At 56.1% G+C, this 17,848-nt stretch carries 21 protein-coding genes and 2 pseudogenes; 11 read left to right on the plus strand and 12 right to left on the minus strand.

Going from position 1 to position 17,848, the window contains the following annotated elements; genetic code table 11:
• Positions 1–148 precede the first annotated feature (148 nt).
• A complete protein-coding gene (locus tag GV818_RS04120; RefSeq protein ID WP_161775848.1) occupies positions 149–385 on the minus strand; it encodes a hypothetical protein in 237 nt (78 codons plus the stop codon).
• Between the two features lie 378 nt (positions 386–763).
• On the opposite strand from GV818_RS04120, the gene bla reads away from it, so the two are divergent.
• Positions 764–1,666: a class A beta-lactamase gene (bla, locus tag GV818_RS04125; RefSeq protein ID WP_161755150.1), complete on the plus strand. Its 903-nt coding sequence runs from the start codon at positions 764–766 to the stop codon at positions 1,664–1,666.
• Positions 1,667–1,738: 72 nt separating this feature from the next.
• On the opposite strand, the gene GV818_RS04130 is transcribed toward bla, so the two are convergent.
• The 3 genes and pseudogenes from GV818_RS04130 to GV818_RS04140 all read right to left on the minus strand — a co-directional run bounded on the left by GV818_RS04130 (position 1,739) and on the right by GV818_RS04140 (position 4,946).
• Positions 1,739–3,304, minus strand: a complete 1,566-nt coding sequence (locus GV818_RS04130; RefSeq protein ID WP_161755148.1) for an EAL domain-containing protein — start codon at positions 3,302–3,304, stop codon at positions 1,739–1,741.
• 408 nt (positions 3,305–3,712) lie between these two features.
• Positions 3,713–4,014, minus strand: a pseudogene (locus tag GV818_RS04135) (IS5/IS1182 family transposase); the annotation flags it as partial.
• A 140-nt stretch (positions 4,015–4,154) separates the two neighbouring features.
• Entirely contained in the window at positions 4,155–4,946 is a 792-nt protein-coding gene (locus GV818_RS04140) for a response regulator transcription factor (protein ID WP_161775849.1), read from the minus strand.
• A gap of 138 nt (positions 4,947–5,084) precedes the next feature.
• Here GV818_RS04140 and GV818_RS04145 point away from each other — a divergent pair, with 138 nt between their 5' ends.
• A complete protein-coding gene (locus GV818_RS04145; RefSeq protein ID WP_161755144.1) occupies positions 5,085–6,188 on the plus strand; it encodes a polyamine ABC transporter substrate-binding protein in 1,104 nt (367 codons plus the stop codon).
• Between the two features lie 164 nt (positions 6,189–6,352).
• On the plus strand, positions 6,353–7,246 hold the full coding sequence (tssI, locus tag GV818_RS04150) for a type VI secretion system tip protein TssI/VgrG (protein WP_161775992.1): 894 nt from the start codon (positions 6,353–6,355) through the stop codon (positions 7,244–7,246).
• 7 nt (positions 7,247–7,253) lie between these two features.
• On the opposite strand, the gene GV818_RS04155 is transcribed toward tssI, so the two are convergent.
• Positions 7,254–7,721, minus strand: coding sequence for a hypothetical protein (locus tag GV818_RS04155; RefSeq protein WP_256679409.1), 468 nt, complete (start codon positions 7,719–7,721; stop codon positions 7,254–7,256).
• Positions 7,722–7,812: 91 nt separating this feature from the next.
• Between GV818_RS04155 and GV818_RS04160 the strand changes: the two genes are divergently transcribed.
• Complete coding sequence (locus GV818_RS04160; RefSeq protein ID WP_161775850.1) at positions 7,813–8,436, plus strand: class I SAM-dependent methyltransferase; 624 nt, start codon at positions 7,813–7,815, stop codon at positions 8,434–8,436.
• A 36-nt stretch (positions 8,437–8,472) separates the two neighbouring features.
• Here the strand turns inward: GV818_RS04160 and GV818_RS04165 are convergent, their stop codons facing one another.
• The 3 genes from GV818_RS04165 to GV818_RS04175 form a co-directional block, all read right to left on the minus strand.
• Positions 8,473–8,919, minus strand: a complete 447-nt coding sequence (locus GV818_RS04165) for a DUF6896 domain-containing protein (RefSeq protein WP_161775851.1) — start codon at positions 8,917–8,919, stop codon at positions 8,473–8,475.
• A 17-nt stretch (positions 8,920–8,936) separates the two neighbouring features.
• A complete protein-coding gene (locus tag GV818_RS04170; RefSeq protein ID WP_161755136.1) occupies positions 8,937–9,365 on the minus strand; it encodes a hypothetical protein in 429 nt (142 codons plus the stop codon).
• Positions 9,366–9,434: 69 nt separating this feature from the next.
• On the minus strand, positions 9,435–9,719 hold the full coding sequence (locus tag GV818_RS04175) for a hypothetical protein (protein WP_161775852.1): 285 nt from the start codon (positions 9,717–9,719) through the stop codon (positions 9,435–9,437).
• A gap of 118 nt (positions 9,720–9,837) precedes the next feature.
• Here GV818_RS04175 and GV818_RS04180 point away from each other — a divergent pair, with 118 nt between their 5' ends.
• Complete coding sequence (locus GV818_RS04180; protein WP_161755132.1) at positions 9,838–10,275, plus strand: hypothetical protein; 438 nt, start codon at positions 9,838–9,840, stop codon at positions 10,273–10,275.
• A gap of 65 nt (positions 10,276–10,340) precedes the next feature.
• Positions 10,341–10,937, plus strand: coding sequence for a hypothetical protein (locus GV818_RS04185; protein ID WP_161775853.1), 597 nt, complete (start codon positions 10,341–10,343; stop codon positions 10,935–10,937).
• A 189-nt stretch (positions 10,938–11,126) separates the two neighbouring features.
• Here the strand turns inward: GV818_RS04185 and GV818_RS04190 are convergent, their stop codons facing one another.
• The 3 genes from GV818_RS04190 to GV818_RS04200 form a co-directional block, all read right to left on the minus strand.
• Positions 11,127–11,765 (minus strand): helix-turn-helix domain-containing protein, encoded by a 639-nt coding sequence (locus GV818_RS04190; protein WP_161775854.1) that lies wholly within the window; start codon positions 11,763–11,765, stop codon positions 11,127–11,129.
• The gene (locus GV818_RS04195) at positions 11,762–12,094 is read right to left on the minus strand and encodes a type II toxin-antitoxin system HigB family toxin (RefSeq protein ID WP_161775855.1); all 333 of its coding nucleotides are present in this window, start codon (positions 12,092–12,094) and stop codon (positions 11,762–11,764) included. Before GV818_RS04195 ends, GV818_RS04190 begins: the two co-directional genes overlap by 4 nt.
• A gap of 449 nt (positions 12,095–12,543) precedes the next feature.
• The gene (locus tag GV818_RS04200) at positions 12,544–12,720 is read right to left on the minus strand and encodes a hypothetical protein (protein ID WP_161775856.1); all 177 of its coding nucleotides are present in this window, start codon (positions 12,718–12,720) and stop codon (positions 12,544–12,546) included.
• 112 nt (positions 12,721–12,832) lie between these two features.
• Between GV818_RS04200 and GV818_RS04205 the strand changes: the two genes are divergently transcribed.
• On the plus strand, positions 12,833–13,255 hold the full coding sequence (locus GV818_RS04205; protein ID WP_161775857.1) for a hypothetical protein: 423 nt from the start codon (positions 12,833–12,835) through the stop codon (positions 13,253–13,255).
• A gap of 113 nt (positions 13,256–13,368) precedes the next feature.
• Positions 13,369–14,031 (plus strand): hypothetical protein, encoded by a 663-nt coding sequence (locus tag GV818_RS04210; protein WP_256679410.1) that lies wholly within the window; start codon positions 13,369–13,371, stop codon positions 14,029–14,031.
• Between the two features lie 237 nt (positions 14,032–14,268).
• On the opposite strand, the pseudogene GV818_RS04215 reads toward GV818_RS04210, so the two are convergent.
• Positions 14,269–14,531: pseudogene (locus tag GV818_RS04215) on the minus strand (short-chain dehydrogenase).
• A 605-nt stretch (positions 14,532–15,136) separates the two neighbouring features.
• Between GV818_RS04215 and GV818_RS04220 the strand changes: the two are divergent.
• The 3 genes from GV818_RS04220 (at position 15,137) to GV818_RS04230 (ending at position 17,845) form a co-directional block, all read left to right on the plus strand.
• Positions 15,137–15,394, plus strand: a complete 258-nt coding sequence (locus GV818_RS04220) for a hypothetical protein (protein WP_161775858.1) — start codon at positions 15,137–15,139, stop codon at positions 15,392–15,394.
• A gap of 121 nt (positions 15,395–15,515) precedes the next feature.
• Positions 15,516–16,127 carry a transposase gene (locus tag GV818_RS34905; protein ID WP_178124718.1) on the plus strand — a complete coding sequence of 204 codons (612 nt, stop codon included), beginning with the start codon at positions 15,516–15,518 and terminating at the stop codon, positions 16,125–16,127.
• An 86-nt stretch (positions 16,128–16,213) separates the two neighbouring features.
• On the plus strand, positions 16,214–17,845 hold the full coding sequence (locus GV818_RS04230) for a ShlB/FhaC/HecB family hemolysin secretion/activation protein (protein WP_256679411.1): 1,632 nt from the start codon (positions 16,214–16,216) through the stop codon (positions 17,843–17,845).
• The last annotated feature ends 3 nt before the right edge of the window (positions 17,846–17,848 follow it).

A 17,848-nucleotide genomic window follows, 5' to 3' on the forward strand; every position in this document is an offset into this window, starting at 1 on the left:
GTGAGGGCTGCTGATCGGTCCTGGGTTGCCGCGACGCAGGAAGTCGCTTTTTTGTAGCGAGCCCAGTGTTCAGGCAGGTTTCAGGCGATGGGGGCTCGAAGCCGTGCCGGGATGACTTCTGCTCCGTTGCCCTCGGTGCTGTCGAGCTTTATGGCTTTTTACAGCGGTAGGTCTCGCCGGCAATGATCATTGAGTTCTCTTTGGAGCAAGTGCGGGTGTAGCCCGAATACACCAGGGTGCCAAATGCTACTTCACCATCAACGCACGACTTAAGCTCATCCTGGTCTGCAAAGCCGTACTCCATGAGACTGACCCCAGCAATGCCGGCCAGTCGCGACAGGTTTGCCCCGTTGATTTCTCCATGCTCGCCAAAGTCAAAAGCCATTGGCGTGCTTGTTTGTCTCGCTGGGTCGTACCGCTTCTAGTCGCCAGTTGCTCGGCGGTGAAGTGAACTTCGTCCATGGTTTGCAGTGGCCAGAAGATCCAGGAGGGCTTTTTTCATTTGGGGCGAGTTACTTGAGGCAGGTGGGCACTTGGGGGAATTTCAGCATGCGGGGTGGAAAGCCCACTCAAGCCGCGCTCCAGATCCAAGTTTTTCTAATGGCTGCTCTAAAAAATCGTGGTTTGTTGATTGCAGGCCATTAATTTAAGTTGGCCCGGTACTGAGGCCTGGAGCACCGGTTGCAGTTCGCGTTTTGAACCCTGTTTTTCTTCATTGCAGTGACGTACTGCTGACCTATCAATACCCATTTGGAAATCACTGATGAAGCGTTTGTCGCTTTCCGCTCGAAAGCTAATCCTGACCCTTGTCTTACCCCTGTCTTCGCTATTTGCCTGCCATTCAGCATTTGCCGGATCCGAGTCATTGGAGCAAAAACTCTCTGCACTGGAAAAGCGTGCCAATGGCCGTATTGGCATGGCGCTGATCGAGTCGGGCAGCCAAAGAATGCTGACCTATCGAGGGGATGAGCGCTTCGCCATGGCCAGTACTTTCAAGGCACTGCTGGCTGGCGCAGTGTTGCAAAAAAGCGTCGGGCAGCCAGGTCTCTTGAGCAAGCGAGTCACTTACGATAAAGCATCTTTAGTCGTCTACTCCCCGGTTACCGAACAGCACCTGGAGGAGGGCATGACGGTCAGCGAGCTGTGCAAGGCAGCGGTTGAGTGGAGTGATAACTCAGCGGCCAATCTGCTGCTGAAGGAGCTGGGTGGCCCCGCGAGCGTGACCCAACTGGCCATGTCGCTGGGCGACGACAAAACACGCCTTGATCGATGGGAGCCGGAGTTGAATTCTGCGATTCCTGGTGATGAGCGTGATACATCGACACCACTCTCGATGGCTCGGAACCTGCTGAAGTTGACCGTCGCAGATGGGCTGCCGAAAGAGCAGCAGCAGTTGTTGGTCAGCTGGTTGAAAGACAGCAAGACCGGCGCACAAAGTATCCGGGCTGGGGTTCCAGGGGGGTGGCCAGTCGGCGACAAGACCGGCGCAGGTGAATACGGAACCACCAATGACCTGGCAATAATCTGGCCACCTACAGGGCAGCCGCTGGTGCTGGCCATTTATTTTACCCAGCGGGAGCAAAAGGCGCAGGCGCGTCGGGATGTTCTGGCTTCAGTCAGCAAAATGGTCTTGGCTGAATTCACGGGTAACCCGACCAAGCATTGAGGACGGGGGGCTTGCGAAAGCACGTGGCTAAATCGCGGTGAATAATCCGAGACTTTCCGAAGCCGATGGCAGTTATTTGGAAGCAGCTCTATCACGCTCATCTCCACGTAAAATGCTAACGAAAGCATCCCCTGACACCGGGCGTCCAAACAAATAGCCCTGAAGAAACTCCACGCCATGTTCGGCCAAATAGTCTCGTTGCTGTTTGGTTTCGACGCCTTCGGCAACCACGCGCAAATCCAGCTTGGCCGATAGTTCGATGATGCTGTCGAGTATGTGCCGGGACAGGGCATCGACACCGATCATCGCCACGAAGCTTTTATCGATCTTCAAGTAGTCAACGTTGAGGTTACGCAAGTAGCTGAGGCTGGAGTGACCGGTGCCGAAGTCGTCAATGGCGATCATCACACCCAGTTCATGCAGTTCCTGGAACAGCTTGTGGGTCACCTCGGTGGGCTCGATCAGCTCGCGTTCAGTCAGCTCCAGCACCAGCGTTACATGCCCCGGGGGAAAGGCCCCGAGGAACTCTCGGCAGTCCTGTAGCAAATCCATGTCCTGGCAATGGCGCGCCGTGATGTTCACTGCGATATGAAACCCCGGTTTGAGCAACCGAGTGTGAGAAGCCAGCAGCGAAGCGGTCTGGCGCAGTAGCGAGCGGGTCATAAGCACAATCAGCCCACAGTCCTCCGCCAGGGGAATGAACAAGTCCGGGCGCACCAGGCCTTCCTTTGGATGCTGCCAGCGCATGAGCACCTCGGCGCCAGCCCACTCAGCGTTGTCGCTGCGCACCACCGGTTGCAAGTAAGGGATGAACTCGTTGGCCTCGAGGGCCCGCTGCAACTCGTGAGTCGGCGCTGATGAACGCTTTTGCAACCGGTGCCCGATGCCGGCTGCCAGTAAGCCGAAAAATACCAGCAGGCAGAACAGAGCGGGGTAGTGCGAGATCATGTAACGCCATACTTCGCCCTCGGGCATGCTGGCCTGGATGCTATAGGGGTAGCGGGTGGACGCCCGACGATTGGGGGCGACGGCCGGCGCCGGTACAGCGGTTTGCTGGACTTGGCCGTCTACCGACAGCCAGTTACGCCCTACCTGCAGTATCAGGGGTCTATCGCGGCTTATCAGGCGCAACGCATTGGTCAGGTGGTAGCCGTTGACTCTGGTCAGTGCACTCTGCTCGCCGAGGCTGACCCGATAGATCAACACCGATCTGTCAGTTGTCGCCTGTTTGCTGTTGAGTAACCACAGTTGGCCATCAACGTAATTGGAGGGATTGAGTTCTACCACGCGATCGCTGCCAAACAGCGAGCTGCAGTAGTTGCTGTTGCGCCATACCAGATTGCTCGAGCGCACGAAGGGCTGGCGAGTTACCAGTTCGCGCAATATCAGCCGGGTGGGGGCATCGCATGCATGACCTGCCAGCGGCAGGATCTGGTGGGCGACATGGGCGGCGTTATCCAGCATGAGGTCCAGCTCACGCACGGCCTCTTGCGTCGTCTTGTCGGTAATTTTCTCAAGCGTCAGCTCGGCCTGCATATACAAAATCACGCTGCCCAGCAGGATGGGTAGAAGACCGGAAACTAACACGACCCAATAGCGATGCTGGCGTTTTTGCAGGGAGTTAAGATTCAGTGGCATCGACGCAACCTTTTACAAGCAACGACGAACGTGCGTGTCAAATAATCGCAGTGCTTGTAAAGGCGGTTCAAAGGCCGGTTTGCATGAGGGCCATGGTAGGTAGCCCTCTGGAAACATGCTTGTTGGAAAGCACTTCATATCTGCTGTTACTGGCGTCCAGCTGCTCATAATCTTCTGCCTAACATTCCATGGCCTCTAGCTGGGCCTGTTACTGACCGGTGGGTAAAACACTCACAGATAGGGCCTGAGTAGTCAATGAATCACTGCTGCTTTTGTAGAAGTGCAATGGCTGCTTCTGGCCGACCCTGTTGAAAAAAAACGGTCACGCTAAGAGGGTGTAGACAAAATCAAGCCGTCAGTCGACGTGTGAGTGTACGTGCCTCGGCCAACCACACCCATGCGCAGGCCCCAATGAGGAAACTCGAGCGGCAGCATGCGCCATGAGCACCCCCGTTCAGTATCAGTCAAGCAGCTGGGGTATCGTTGCTCCGGCAACTGGCGTCGGTGGGTTGCGTTGTAGCCATGGGAGTTGCGAGGTTCGGGGGGCATAACGCTGCCCGTGGCGCGTTGTTTTATACGTGTAATCCCCGCCAGCTTCAGGCTTCTGCAAATGTGTGGTGATGAGCGGTGATACCCGTTTCAGCGTGGAATGCATCCGCTAATTCGGCTTGGCTGGAGAAAGGATGAGCCTGTACAAGCTTGACGAGCATTGGTTGCCGCTCTGCGCCAATCAGGGGCGGGCGTCCGGTTCAGGGCATGACTTCAAGGCTGTGTAGGCAGCAGGAGTGGCAAGTTTAGTTTGTTGTGTCTAAACCCTCTTGGAGGTTATCTCCAGACGAAAGCGTGCATTTCAACTTGGAGAGAAAACATCCCGTTTTGGCATGAAAAATCGGGCAAATAATTCGGACTGCGACTTGATGTTCAATTTTGCGTAAATATTGCGGCGATGAACTTTTATCGTTTCTGCCGAGAGGGAAAGTTTTCCTGCTATCTCCTTGTTGGAGAAGCCACTAAGCAACAATCTGAGTACGTCACTTTCGCGCGTTGTTATTTGTGTGCCGAACTGGCTAATCGTTTCTGGGCATAGCGATGGTTCGGCGAGACTTTTCTCTACGTCAATCTCAAAACTCATGCGCTGATGCATTAATGCAGTGACCCATGGCTTGATAATATCAAGCATTGTAATTTGTTCTTGATTGAAGTGGGCGTTGCTGCCAATGGAGACGCACAAGGTTCTATTGGCGTCGAGTTGAACGTTATACTGCACCTCGTCGGCCGAAATATATTGTGCAAAGTATTTATGATAATACTCGGTTTCAAGAAAGTACTCAGGCGCAATATCAAGCAGGTGAAAGAAGCCGCTCTGTGGGTTTTCTCGATTGGCTATATAAAATGGGTCGAGTAGATAAAGACCCTTCACATAGAGATGAATGAACGCATCTACCTCTTCGGCATCTGCTATTTCGGGAAGGCTGACAACTTGTACGTGTTGGTTGCTAAAGATTAATACAACCCAGTTATCGATCTGTACATATTCATTTAGTGTGCGAATAAGTGAACTCCAGAATTCTGGACGGTTCAACTGCATGATCAGCTTCCCAATCGATCGGTGCCAAGCCAGGCTATGAAGGTCGAGTGGCATTTTCTACCCCTTTAGGGTTAGGGATTCGTAGGTCAGAGGTAAGTAATCGTAGGTATTTACTATTGGGTAATGCCCGGTATATTCGCTGTCAGGGTTTACGATGGCCATGAGGGCGTGTCGTCTTGACAAGGATGTTGCATGAGAAAGTCTCATTTGCGAACCATTTTTTCGGTCGCGTTTCTCTGTGCCGGAATAAGCACATCAGCGGCGGCGGTAGAGCCTGGGATGTACCTGTATAACTGGTTCGGGCTTATCGCACCGCAGACCCCAAAGGAGTTCGAAAAGGAAACCGGCACCAGAATTCATATGGATGCCTTCGACAGCGCCGAAATCATGCAGAGCAAGGTAATGGCTGGGCGCACGGGGTATGACGTGGTTGTGGCGACCTCCAATGTGTTGCCAAGCCTGATTCAGGCGGGCGTGCTTCAGCCGTTGGATCCTGATCAGCTGAGCAATTTTTCACACATCGATCCTGATATCTTGTCCCAGCTCGCGGTCAACGATCCTGGTAATCGCTACGCTGTGCCCTATTTATGGGGCACTACCGGGATTGGCTATGACGTTGACAAAGTCAAAGCGGCATTGGGTGATAACGCTCCGGTCAATAGCTGGGACTTGATCTTCAAAGAAGAGAACATCAGCAAGCTGCAGTCCTGTGGTGTGGCAATGCTCGACTCGCCCAGCGAGATCATTTCGATTGCCTTGAATTATCTTGGGCTCCCTAGCAATAGCAAGAACCCGGATGATTACCAGAAAGCTCAAGCGCTGCTGTTGAAGATTCGTCCTTACATCCTTTATTTCGACTCGTCCAGAATCGACGCTGACTTGGCGGATGGCAATATCTGTGCCGTTGTGGGCTGGGCCAATGGTGCCCTCGCTGCGCAGTCCATCAACGAAAAGTCCAACACGGGACGCAAGATTACCTACAGCCTTCCTCGCGAAGGTGCGCTGGTCTGGTCGGAGAATCTGGTTCTGCTAAAAGACGCCCCCCACCCCAAGGAAGGTATGGCGTTTATCAACTACATGTTGCGGCCGGAGGTTATTGCCAAAACCTCAAATCACACGCTGTATCCTAATGCTAATAAAGATGCCACTGAGTTTGTTGAGCAGAAGTTGCGCGAAAACCCTTGGATCTACCCAGACAAGGAAACTGTCGCGACCTTGGTTCCGCTTGAGCCGCTGCCATTGAAGCTGGAAAGGATTCGCACGCGGGTCTGGACTAAGGTGAAGAGCAGTATCTGATCTGGCTTGACTCTTCGCTTGCTGTTTCATGCGCTTTTTAGTGCGTGTTAACTCATTGTTTAAAACACTCGGTGAAATGTACTCGCTTTGCGGAAGATGATCTTTTCCGCAAGGCGGTATGCGACAGCGTCCGTTCAACAGGTTATGCAAGAAGAGAACAGTGGATGTTAAGCCCAGCCAATCAGACCCACTTCAGTTTGACCATCGACGGTTTCGAACATGACTTTCAAGTGCTCGCATTCAGCGGGGAAGAGTCGATCAGCAAGCCTTACTTCTTCAACGTGGAGCTTGTTGGGCAACGGCCGGACCTGGATCTGCAACGCCTCTTCGATGCGCAGGCATTCCTGGCTTTGGATGCACAGGGCAATGGCATTCATGGGCGCATCTATCACATTGCCCGAGGCAGTAACGCTCAGGGTTTGACGCACTACAATCTGGCCCTGGTTCCGCATCTGTCCTACCTGCGCCACCGCATCAATCAGAGAATCTACCAGCAGTTCTCGGTGCCGAAAATCGTCGCCTTGATCCTTGAAGAACATGGGATTCTGGGCGACGCCTACCGATTTGAGCTGGGCTCGACCTACCCTGCGCGCGACTACTGCACCCAGTACGATGAAACCGATTTGCACTTTGTTCAGCGCTTGTGCGAAGAGGAGGGGATTCACTTTCACTTCCAGCACAGCGCTCAAGGCCATGTACTGGTCTTTGGCGATGACCGGGCGGCTTATCGCAACCGTTTCCCATCGCTTGCGCTGGACCCCTGCGATCTCCCGCCTTTGGTTCACCAGAAGCCTCGGGCGCCAGGTAACCAGACGGCGCTGGTCATCGCGCTGGAAGACCAGGCGAGCCCGTGTGATCGACGCCTCAAAAGGGTCAAGGTCAAGTTTCCCTGGGATCGCGAAGGTCGGTTTGACGACAAGAGCAGCTGCTGGCTGGAGGGCGTGGCCAATTGGCGTTGTGAACTGGCGCCACTGCGACCCGGCGTGGAGGTCAGGGTCGCCTTTCTTGAAAACGACCCCGATCAACCGCTGATCAGTGGTTGCCTGTGTTGCAGCTAAATGCCCCTTATGGGCAGATGTTCCTGGCGGCGAATGTCTCGCCAGTGATCCTGATGGACGCCTCTTTTGAGCAGACGCTGGTGATGTTGTTTATCACCACTTTAAGAACGCTTGAATTTGGGAACAGCGAAAAGAACAGCTCGAAATACAGGTAGTCCTGGACCAAGCACGCCGCGAGGTCGCAATGGTCTTGCAAGAGCGTGCTGAAACTGGGGTAGCCCAGCGCTGCGAGCTCCGGAATGTCGACATAGCCTTGGGCGATATCGTCGGTTTTGCATTCGGCAATGAAAGCTTCTGCGCACTCCACAAAGCGTGGTGGCAGGTCGCTGTGGTTGACGCACAGCTCATAGGGCGTTGCAGGGATCGACAGCGCCTCGCCGAAGCCCAGGCTGCGATAGCCGACGGTTCGTGGGTCGATGAGTTGGCCGGCTGAGGTGAATTTCATGCTGCTGTTCCGGGGTTCGCGGGTGATCAAATAGGGGGCTCTGATCCATGAAACCGTATCAGAGCTCTGTCAGTATCCGTGGCGTTCAATGAGTCCATGGTCATCAACGAAGGTTCAAGGAATGCAATCGCGAGATCCAGGCCGGCCATCAGGTTGGGGAGCTTACTACGCGCACCACAGAGAGCGGCCGATATCATCGCTTCTAGGTGCAGCGCTCGATAGGCTGAGCCCTCAGGCGAACTGGCGGCAGGCCATTGATCTGGGCTGTGGCAGCGGCAATGAAACCCGCGCCCTACTGGCGGCGGGCTGGGATGTGCTGGCGATTGACCAGGAGCTCGCGGCAATTGAAATGGTCAGCGCCATCCGCGCGGACTTCCCGGGCGTCTGCTTGGAAACCCGCGCGCAACAGTTTGAAAGCCTCGCGATATTGCCGGCCGCCTCGCTGATTCACGCGGGCATGTCGATACCCTTTTGTCATCCGCAGCATTTCGAGAAATTCTGGGCCCAGGTCAGGGCTGCTCTGCTGCCGGGAGGCCTCTTCGTTGGGCAACTGTTCGGCAACCGGGATGATTGGGCGGGCGACCCGTCGAGAACCTTTCATTCCGAGTCACAGGCCCGTGGTTTGTTGCAGGGGCTCGATCTGATCCGCTTCGAGTCGCATGAGTGCGATGGGCCCAGCCTGCGTGGCACCAAGCATTGGCACCGCTTTGAGGTGATCGCCCAACGGCCGGCGCCCCACGCCTGAACCGACAGTGCGTGGAGCGCTAGGTCGGTATGCGCTTCAGGCTGAAGGTGTGTGGCCATCGACTCGGTTGCGTGGCCGGGACTCAGCCGCCACGACGTAGTAAAGGATGTAGCCCGAATACACCAAAGCCCCGGCTGCCACTTCATGCTCAAAGCACTGCTTGAGTTCATCCTCATCGGTAAAACCGTACTGCGCGAGCCGGTTCTTGGCAAAGCCGGCGAGCCTGGACAGGGTGACGCCGTCGATCTCTCCCTGCTCGCCAAAGTCGAAGCTCACCGTTGCCGTTGGCAGGTGAACGGCGCAGCCATAGCCGTGCTTGAAGTAACGAATGCCGCCAGTCAGCTGCCCTTGCTCTGGAATATCGAGCCCCGCCCAGTCGCTGTTGCTGGCAGGAAGGGGGATGGCGCATTGCTGCATCAACTCGACGGCGCAGCGGACGCTGGCCTGGTAGTCGCATACAAGCTGGGCGAGGCGTGGGTTCATGGGGATGGGCGTCGTGGTCAAAGGGGCGGGGAGCCTGTTTGCTGTAACACGTTCAAGGACTCACTCTCCTCAACTTGCTCCAGGCGCCCGCGGCCATGGTAGTTCAGAAAGTCCCGCATCGGTGCGGTCAGGGTTTCCTGCGATGCAATGCGCCAGAACCGGGTATCCCCCAGCAGCGGTTGAACGCGCTTGATCAGTTCCTGCACCGCGTTGTGGTGCCCGGTGTGCAGCCAATGCCTGAACAGTTGCTCGTTGTCCTGCCGGGGTAGCTGCGCGGCCTGGAGCAGTACCAGCGTGTACCGGAAGTTAAGGGGCCATAGGCGCTTGAGGAAATCGATTCGCTCGGGAGTGGGCAGGCTTAGCAGCCATTTGCGCGCCTGTTTGTCTGCCTCGGCAGTGCCGGTTCTATTGGCCAGTTGTTCGGGGGTGAAGTGAGTGTCATCCATGATTTTCAATCGTCAGCGAAGCCAGGAAGGGACTGTAGTGTGTTCGATGTGATGCGCGAACAAGTTGCTCTATTTTTTTACATCATCCTGAAGGTAGACCTGGGAGCCTGTGGGAATGTGTTCCTTGTTGATCATGGCGGGTAGAGAGAAGGGGATATGGTTCAGGGTACGTGTGCTCCTGACTGACACAAAATATTCAATATGTGTGTGAATATGCTCGCCTTGTGGTGTGCAGATAAGCAAAGGCGCTCCGCTTTTTAGTTCGTGCGCAAAATCATGTGGAACACCGGGAACGAGCACGCAACCTTGACCCGTTATGCTGAAGACGTCTTCAACTGCAAAAAGAAATTGCATCAGGTGCGCCTTGATTGATCAGTTTTTCAATGTGGCCTGACTCTATCTTTTAGTGGAGGCGCTTCCAACTATTTGATGCGTTACTCAGGTTTGAAGTATCTGGATTTGGAGCTTGAAAATGGGGTTCTCCACCACTGTCTGGGAATGGTACGGGCAGGATGAGTACAAGCGGGTGCTGGCGGTGGGAGAGGCCATCGATGCCCTTGGGTTCCTGGCACTGGATGCGGGGGCTCAGCAGGCCAGCATTCCTGATTGCGCCGCCTGTGAGGCCTGGTCCATGGCGATGTTGCCGTTGCAGGCGCTGCTGGCAACGTGTGCGAGTGCCTTGCCGGGTGAAGTCCGGGCTGGGGTACAAAACCTCTGGGACCTATGTAATGGCTTGTCCGAGGCGGCCTTTCATTGTGGCGACCGGGAGATCTTCGGGCATGGGCAGTGGCAGTCGCTGCGGGAGGCTGCCAGGCAGTTGTTGGGGTTGATGGAGGAGCAGCAGTTGCGACCCTTTCTGGAGGAGCTGATGGTGGATTGTCGACGAGCGCTCTATGGATTGAAGTCTTGACGCACGTAGTTGCCAGAGACGCTCAACGACTGCGGCACAACCTGTGACTGAGTGGAAAGAGACGGATGTTCAACGAGCTGATTTTTACCTGTGAAGCACCTGCAAAAGAGGACGCCTATGCCGGTGGTGGGGCCTGTCTGCCCGACGATCTGGCTTGGCCCTGTGCACCGGACGGCGCGCCGCTGACACACTTACTGGCCTTTCCTGGGCACTGGTTTTCAGCGGCCTTGATCGACAGGGACTATTGGGTCTCGGTGTTTGTGCCTTACCTGCCGGGCGAGGTCGGCCACTATCGAAAGCTGCGGGCCATTAGCGGTAGTTCGCAAGCGGTTGTCGTTGGCTATGTTCGAGCCAGTAGCGAGCGGAATGAGGCTGCCCAGCAGATTTCAGATCGCGGTGCGGTGCGGCTGGGGCTGAACTGCGACGCGGACGATGATGAGAACCTGGCCTCCAAGCTGGATGGCGTGGACGCTTGGTTGCAGTCGCCTGTTGCATCTGCGTCAGGACGCAGGCGGGTCGCTATTTATGGGGGCGACCTGGATCTGGCGCTTGCGCGTCACAAGGGCATACTTTCGGACGGCATGGGTTATCTGTTTCTGGATGAGGACTTTTCACAGAGAACCGGCGCGGGGATTGGCCGGTTCTTTTTGCAGTTGGGGTAGTGCGATACCGCACTATCGAAAGCGGCGGCAAGGCTAGAGACATTTGCTCAAGAGGCGTTCGGCTTGGGTACGGAACCCAAGGTTGATGATCCAGCTGGTGCTGAGCAGTTGTACCGACGCTAATGCGCTGCAATTAGATAGCCAGCGTCTTTGATCAAGCGGATGGTCAGAAAGGCAGGATGGACATGCCTATCCCTTGGCCGGAGCTTTACCCAAGGGGCTGCGGCGCTTGGAAGCTACCAGTTTGGATTCACCAGCGTCGGCACCTTTCTCTGGGAGCACGTTCCAGGAGATATTGCGAACGCGGTACTGAGCTGGCGTTTTTTTGGCCTTGGGCCAAACGGTTTCGAGAGTTGCTGCCTTTTCTGAGGCTGGCGACACGAAAGCACTGGGCTCCATCGAAAACCGCTCCGCCAGCGCGTATGCCATCTTGTGACTGATGGGCCGACTCCCACTGAGCACCTTGGACACTGCTGTTTTATCGCCAATTTCAGGGAAGTCAGAGCCTGTGAGCCCGAGCGTCTCCATCAGATCCCTGATCAACTGGACAGGGGTGTAGGTCGCCTCAAAAGCAGCGTTCGATTCGCGAAACTGCTCGGAGTGGCGCTGGTAGGCCAGAATTTCATCCTCGAGTTCGGCAAGAATTTTTTCTTCGACCTTGCTCAGTTCGCGCCCGTCAGTGAGCTCATCAAGCAGGTCGGTCGCACGCTCATAGTCGGCAGGGGTCTTGATGCCGTGCACAAACTCACCGCGCAAGCGCTCCAGTACCGCGTGCAGCTCGCCTAGCGTTGCGATCACGGTTTGAAGTTGGTTCCGGGCTGTGCTCATCGTTTTACCCCTTTGTTTCGTGCATACCAGGCGTTGGCAAGGTCGTAGTCGGCATGGGTGTAGATGTGTTTGACGTAGAACTTCTGCCGGGCGTAGTTGACTCCGCCGATCACCCTGAGATTGTTGCCGCCTACGTCGATCACGACCCAATTCGCTGCGGCTCTGGGTTTGAACAAGTCGATCCCTTGCGCACCGAAAAGCTTTTGCAGGTCCGCGAATCCATTCGGGCGTGCCATCCTCAAAATCCGCAGGCAACGATCAAGCCCGGCCTTGTCGTTCGGGTACAAAATCGCAGCGTCGGCAAAACGTGATGGCGTGAGAATGTCCATAGGCTTCCCTGTCATTGAGCCAATGCTACTCTGGTTGTGTTTTTTGACAACTACGGTTTGTCGGCAGCCTGGGATTTAATGGTTCCACCTTGCGGGGGCTATTCCCCAGCAGGTTACGACTGTCGCGCAGAGGGATTTCTGCGACCTTGGCGATGTGCTGCTGGTTGGTGTTGTCAGCATTTTCCGGTGCGCGAGAGGCGCTTGAAACGCGGGTTGGCGAACCGAGAGAGACTATGGGCGTTGGGTCCCGGAGGGGACAAGTCAGACACGTCTGCAAGTTTTGTAGGATTGCGTTATGGGGCTTGGCGGTTTGAGAACTGGTCAGTTTTCTGGGACATATCCGTTGCTGCGCTCATGGCGACTTGGAAGTCGTGCATATTGCGAGTTGGATGGTAGGGAAAGGGGCAGGGGCCGTTCCACTGGGACTGTCATAATTTCCTCTTGGTGCATTAGAAGAACAAGGCGCACTGCGTATCCTGCGCCTGCAAACGCAGAATCAGGCCCGAGGTGAATTCAATCACCAGGTGATGATCCGCAGGGAAGTAGTTCGAGAGGTAGAAGGTCTTGGTGGCGGCGCCGGCTTCCACCACGCCTATGGCATGCAGTTGGAAGGTGTATGGAAACAATGAAGTACAAGGCCGCATAAGCCCTGAGGGTTTTGTAAGATACGAGAAAATAGTAGATAGCCCTGTATTTATTAATGAAGTCCTGGCTAACTCGCCAAAATAGAGGGCAACCATGAAAATAAACAACATCATCATCCCCGGAGTATCCATTGGGGGAGTATCGATTGGCGAGCAGATAGAGAACATAGCCAAAACAATATTAAAGAGCGAATACCTTCTTGAAAAAACACCGAATGCATTAATCATAAATAATGGATTAATAACCGCATACCATGACAGCGAAGGTATAATTTCGGCAGTATCATGCAATGAAAAATTCCAAGGGAAGTACATGGATAAATTATGGCCTGGAATCACCGTTTCAGAGGTGCTAGCCAACTCAAAAACACAAATGGCGTGGTCAGGTTTTGTTCAAGTAGACCAGCTTCGCGGAGTTGGGCTATCTCTTCCTGAAGAGCTTGACGACTTTGAAAGTCTCAGCGACATCCTTGATCCTGAATATGTATTTAATGAATTATGGGTATATGGATTTTGACTTCCATCCCAGCTGCTAACCCTCCCGGATTGTCAAGCTCTACTGAGATAAATCAATATCTAACCTTGGCGTCCTTTGATTGATACATGAATCGCCCCAGTTTAGTAGATGCCATGAGTGACTCCTTTTGGCCGTATTTACATATACCTTCCAACAGCAAAGGACGCTTAATGAGAACCCCGCTACTCGCCCTGACCCTCGCAACTCTATTGAGCGCATGCGCCATCCCCTACCAAACCCCGGAAGCCCGCGCCAGTATTGAGCGCGATCTGAAGCTCAGCGCAGACGAAATCGTCACTATCACCGAAACCAACTGGTGCTTGTTTCCCTATGGTGATTTGCAAGTGTGCAGACCCAAACAAGGCCTGGGTGTGCTGACCAAGAGCAAGCTAGTGCTGGCCTTCTATAAGGGCGGCATCTACCAGCAGGCTGAAGTAATCAACGCCAGCGATGTGCAGTGTGCCCACCTGCAAAGTGGCAGAACCGCAGCTGATACCTTCTACCTATTCAGTGAACGTTGGGCCGCCATGCTGGCGCCAATTACCGTGGGAGGTGCCTTGGCCCTCGACAAGAAAGCCCAGTTCCTGAGCGTGCTAGTGCCGCCAAACACTGAGAGTTTCACAGCTGCGCAAGGAAATTTCATTCAGGTCACCGATCGTAAAAATTACTCGGCTGTGGCGGTACCAGGTACCAAAATTTATGTAGGAACCAGCGAGAGTATTCATCAGATTTTTAATCCGTGTACGCAGGGAAAAAATCGCTCAGCCGCATCCTAAGTCCTGACCTGACCTTTCGAATGAAACAGTCCCGGCAGCAATTGAAGCCTAAGTAGTTCAATGCAGGCCCGATGCGCCGGGTCTGTGGAGAGCCGACAGTTACAGACACAATAAATAAGAAGGGCTGTATTGGGTCGATTGCAGTCAATTTTAAAAGACCTCTCGCCCCCAAAAAACATATCCCCCGACCCCATAAGAAATGCTCCGCGCCACCAAGCAGCGCGGAGCGCCCAGGAGTCAGGCTTGAAGCCGCCAGCCCATAACCCCCAACAGGTCGCAACTGTCACGCAACAGAATCGCCGCTGCGTTGGGGATATGTTGCAGATCGGTATCGTCAGCACTCTTCAGCTCTGCGCGGGAGAGGCTTTCCAGCAGTTGAGTCACGGCCAGTAAACGTGCGGCACCGTTGGCATGCAGCACGTCGAGGGGGCGTTCTTGTCGATAAAGAGGCTGGGAATCAGGCAGTCGATGTCGGTGATGGGGATGTATTGCTGAGTTATGGAAACCTCCGCTTGTGGGTAAGGGAGCTGTCCTGTCGTCGCCAGTCGAGTAGGTGGCAGCTATACGCGGGTTGGCGAGCCGACTCATCCCACAATAATCGGCAGATCCGAGGATCTCCCGCGTATAGCCGCCATGAAAGATCGCCGTGAACATAAGGGTTCAGCGGCAATAGTTGCAAGCGGGACTGCCTGTGGGTGAGTAGCCAAGTCGCCAAACCCGGTCGCCGTTTGGGCGAGTGGGGACTATGGGCGTTGGGTCTTGGGGGGACAAGTCAGACGCGTCTGTAAGTTTTGTAGGATTGCGGAGGGGGACTTGGCGGCCTGAGAGCCGGCCAGTTTTTTTGGGGGGGGTACATATCCGTTGCTGCGGTAACGACCACTTAGGGTTTCGCCCTTACGGCGAGTCCCTTTTTACAAACGCCTAAAAAGGAACCAAAAACGCTTGCCCCTCCATGGGCCCCTCGCTAGGGCTCGGGGTTCCCTCACTCCGGCGCCGCTCCGGGGGCACGCCGCCACAGGCCATCCATGGCCTGGGGCGGCTAGCTCGGCATCCTTGCCGAGCTGCCCCCTACGCAACGCCTGCGCTCGGCCTGCTGGGAAGGGGCTTGAAGATCAAGATCAAGAGCAAAAGCCAGAGCCAGAGCCGCGGCAAGCGGCGCGCCCGTCCGGGCGGCGCTTTTTTCTGTCTTGTTAAAGCAATCAGTTTCTCCTCCCGTAGGAGCCGGCTTGCCGGCGAAGAGGACGGTCTGGTCGTGCGCGGAATAAACACAGTTCAGCGCTGCCCTGGCGCAGGTCTTCGCCGGCAAGCCGGCTCCTACAAGGTTTCTGCAGGTCGTGGTTTGTCCTTCCATTGGCCTTTGTGAATGAAGCTTTTATGACAAAAGTTCGGTAGCACATGGCCACGCAAGTCTTGGGTATGTAACGCGCTTGAGGGGGCCGCAAGGCCACTTTTTTAAGCCGAGGCGGGACGCCGGGAGTGAGGCTATGGGGACTATGGAACGCTACTCGAAAGTGGGCATGCAGGAGCTGGATCAACGGCTGTCGAAGATTGTCGAGGCCGCGCGCAAGAAGCCGGTGTCGGTCTATCGCTATGGCGCGCCGTGGGTCTGGATTGTCTCCCAGGATGACTGGCAGGGCGCGTCCAAGGAGGTGGCGAGTTATATCCCGCCAGGCCATTCGCTGGTGCTGCTGCGCCCGCAGATCGAGGACCTGCTGGATCAGCATCGGCAACTGTTCCTGGCCCTCAACGCCGAGCCGGGGATGCTGATTGCACCACGCACGGTGATGCACATTCTGTTGCTGCAGTTGCTGTATTCGGTGCCCAGCGAGCAGCAGTTGTATGAGCAGCTCAGCTACAACCTGCTGTTCCGCTGGTTCGTCGGCCTGGACCTGAATCAGAAGGTCTGGAGTTTCAATGTCCTCAGTCGCGAGATCGCCACGCTGTTGAACAATCCGCGGGCGGTGCAGTTGATCCAGAAAATCATCGGTGAAGTGTTCTGCGGCGCCTTGCTGCAAATGCCGGAGTTCTCGCTGAACTTCGCGCTTCTGCACACCTGGCTGGCCCGCCACGAAACCACCTCGACAGCCAGTCATTGAGTCGGCCAAACGCCGTGAAGTCGGCGACGGTCCAGGGCGCGTGGGCGCCAATCTTCAGTCATCTAGGGGGCGGTGTGGAGCATCTGTTGAATTCAGGATGGCCGGGCAGTAGCGGGCGTTGGTGGCCGTTGTGCGGCTGGTTGACCCTGTTGGCGCTGGTGCCGGCGGTGCAGGCCGAAGAGGGCGCACCGGTGGCGGCCGAGGCTACTCAGGCGGCGGCGCCGGCGCGGTTGGTGGACGTCAATGAGTATTTTGTGCGCGGCAATACCGTGCTCGATGCGCGGGCCATCGAGGAGGCGGTGTATCCGTTCCTGGGGCCGCAGAAGGCCTTGGGGGATATCGAGGGCGCGCGTGATGCGCTGCAGAAGGTCTATCAGGCCCGCGGCTATCAGTCGGTGTTCGTCGAGTTGCCGGAACAGAAGGTCGAGGACGGCATCGTCTATTTGCAGGTCAGTGAAACCAAGGTCGGCCGGGTGCGGGTGGTGGGTGCCAAACATTATTCGCCTGTGGAGATCCGCGACCAGGTACCGGCGCTGAAAGAAGGCCAGGTGCCGGATTTCGCCACGGTGCAGAACCAGTTGTCCGGGCTCAATCGCAGTGCCGGGCGCCAGGTGATGCCGCTGGTGCGCGAGGGCCAGCGGCCGGGAACCATGGATGTGGATCTGCAGGTGGAGGACCAAAGTCCCTGGCACGCCAGCATCGGCTTGAACAACGACTACAGCGCCGACACCGAGAAGCTGCGCACAGTGGCGACGGTGGGTTACGACAACCTTTGGCAGTTGGGCCACAGCATTTCCCTGACCTATTTCACCGCGCCCCAGGACACCGACAACGCCAAGGTCTGGTCCGGTTCCTACACCGCGCCCCTGAGCGATCGCTGGGCTCTGCAGTTCTCCGGCTACCAGTCCGACAGCAACATCGCCACCATCGGCGGCAGCAACGTGCTGGGCAAGGGTCATTCCTACGGGGTGTCGGCGATCTACACCTTGCCTGCGGCCGGCAACTGGGCCAACTCGCTGTCGGTGGGGGTGGACTTCAAGGACTTCGACGAAGAGATGCGCTTTGGCCGCAGCAGCGACCAGATCCCGCTGAAGTACGCGCCGCTGACCTTTGGCTACAACGGCTACCGCTACAGCGAGAAAGCTCAGTTGGGCCTGGGCCTGAACCTGATCGTCGGCACCCGGCGCTTCTTCGGCTACGGCAGCGACGCCAAGGAGTTCCAGTACAAGCGCGACGAGGCCAATGCCAGTTTCTCGGTGCTCAAGGGCGACCTGAATTTCACCTACACCTTCGCCAACGCCTGGCAGTCGGCGTCCAAGGGGGCGTTCCAGCTGGCTTCGGGGCCGCTGGTGTCCAACGAGCAGTATTCCGCCGGTGGCGCTACCTCGGTACGCGGCTACCTGGCCGCCGAGCGCACGGGCGATGAGGGTTACCTGCTGTCCCAGGAGTTGCGCACGCCGTCCCTGGCCAAGTTTCTCGGCAGTTATGTGCAGGAGTGGCGTTTCTACGCTTTTGCCGAAGGTGCGCGCATGCGCCTGCACGAACCGATGGTGGAGCAGGAAGACCAGTACAGCCTGGCCAGCGTTGGCCTGGGTACCCGCGCCAGCTTGAGCAAGTGGCTGTCCGGCAGCCTGGACTGGGGTTACCCGCTGCTGGACGGACCCAATACCCAGAAATACGACCCGCGCGTGCACTTCAGTGTGCAGGCGACGTTCTGACGC

Origin of the sequence: Pseudomonas sp. Fl4BN1, assembly GCF_009908285.1 — a bacterium.
In the GTDB taxonomy this organism is placed as follows: domain Bacteria; phylum Pseudomonadota; class Gammaproteobacteria; order Pseudomonadales; family Pseudomonadaceae; genus Aquipseudomonas.

Bases quoted from the DNA above. Each gene is read 5' to 3' on its own strand.
- GV818_RS04160 (WP_161775850.1), top strand. From the start codon at position 7,813: ATGCAATCGCGAGATCCAGGCCGGCCATCAGGTTGGGGAGCTTACTAC.
- tssI (WP_161775992.1), top strand. From the start codon at position 6,353: ATGTTAAGCCCAGCCAATCAGACCCACTTCAGTTTGACCATCGACGGT.
- GV818_RS04190 (WP_161775854.1), bottom strand. From the start codon at position 11,765: ATGAGCACAGCCCGGAACCAACTTCAAACCGTGATCGCAACGCTAGGC.
- GV818_RS04130 (WP_161755148.1), bottom strand. From the start codon at position 3,304: ATGCCACTGAATCTTAACTCCCTGCAAAAACGCCAGCATCGCTATTGG.
- GV818_RS04145 (WP_161755144.1), top strand. From the start codon at position 5,085: ATGAGAAAGTCTCATTTGCGAACCATTTTTTCGGTCGCGTTTCTCTGT.
- GV818_RS04165 (WP_161775851.1), bottom strand. From the start codon at position 8,919: ATGAACCCACGCCTCGCCCAGCTTGTATGCGACTACCAGGCCAGCGTC.
- bla (WP_161755150.1), top strand. From the start codon at position 764: ATGAAGCGTTTGTCGCTTTCCGCTCGAAAGCTAATCCTGACCCTTGTC.
- GV818_RS04140 (WP_161775849.1), bottom strand. From the start codon at position 4,946: ATGCCACTCGACCTTCATAGCCTGGCTTGGCACCGATCGATTGGGAAG.
- GV818_RS04210 (WP_256679410.1), top strand. From the start codon at position 13,369: ATGAGTGACTCCTTTTGGCCGTATTTACATATACCTTCCAACAGCAAA.
- GV818_RS04175 (WP_161775852.1), bottom strand. From the start codon at position 9,719: ATGCAATTTCTTTTTGCAGTTGAAGACGTCTTCAGCATAACGGGTCAA.
- GV818_RS04120 (WP_161775848.1), bottom strand. From the start codon at position 385: ATGGCTTTTGACTTTGGCGAGCATGGAGAAATCAACGGGGCAAACCTG.
- GV818_RS04195 (WP_161775855.1), bottom strand. From the start codon at position 12,094: ATGGACATTCTCACGCCATCACGTTTTGCCGACGCTGCGATTTTGTAC.
- GV818_RS04170 (WP_161755136.1), bottom strand. From the start codon at position 9,365: ATGGATGACACTCACTTCACCCCCGAACAACTGGCCAATAGAACCGGC.
- GV818_RS04205 (WP_161775857.1), top strand. From the start codon at position 12,833: ATGAAAATAAACAACATCATCATCCCCGGAGTATCCATTGGGGGAGTA.
- GV818_RS34905 (WP_178124718.1), top strand. From the start codon at position 15,516: ATGGGGACTATGGAACGCTACTCGAAAGTGGGCATGCAGGAGCTGGAT.
- GV818_RS04180 (WP_161755132.1), top strand. From the start codon at position 9,838: ATGGGGTTCTCCACCACTGTCTGGGAATGGTACGGGCAGGATGAGTAC.
- GV818_RS04185 (WP_161775853.1), top strand. From the start codon at position 10,341: ATGTTCAACGAGCTGATTTTTACCTGTGAAGCACCTGCAAAAGAGGAC.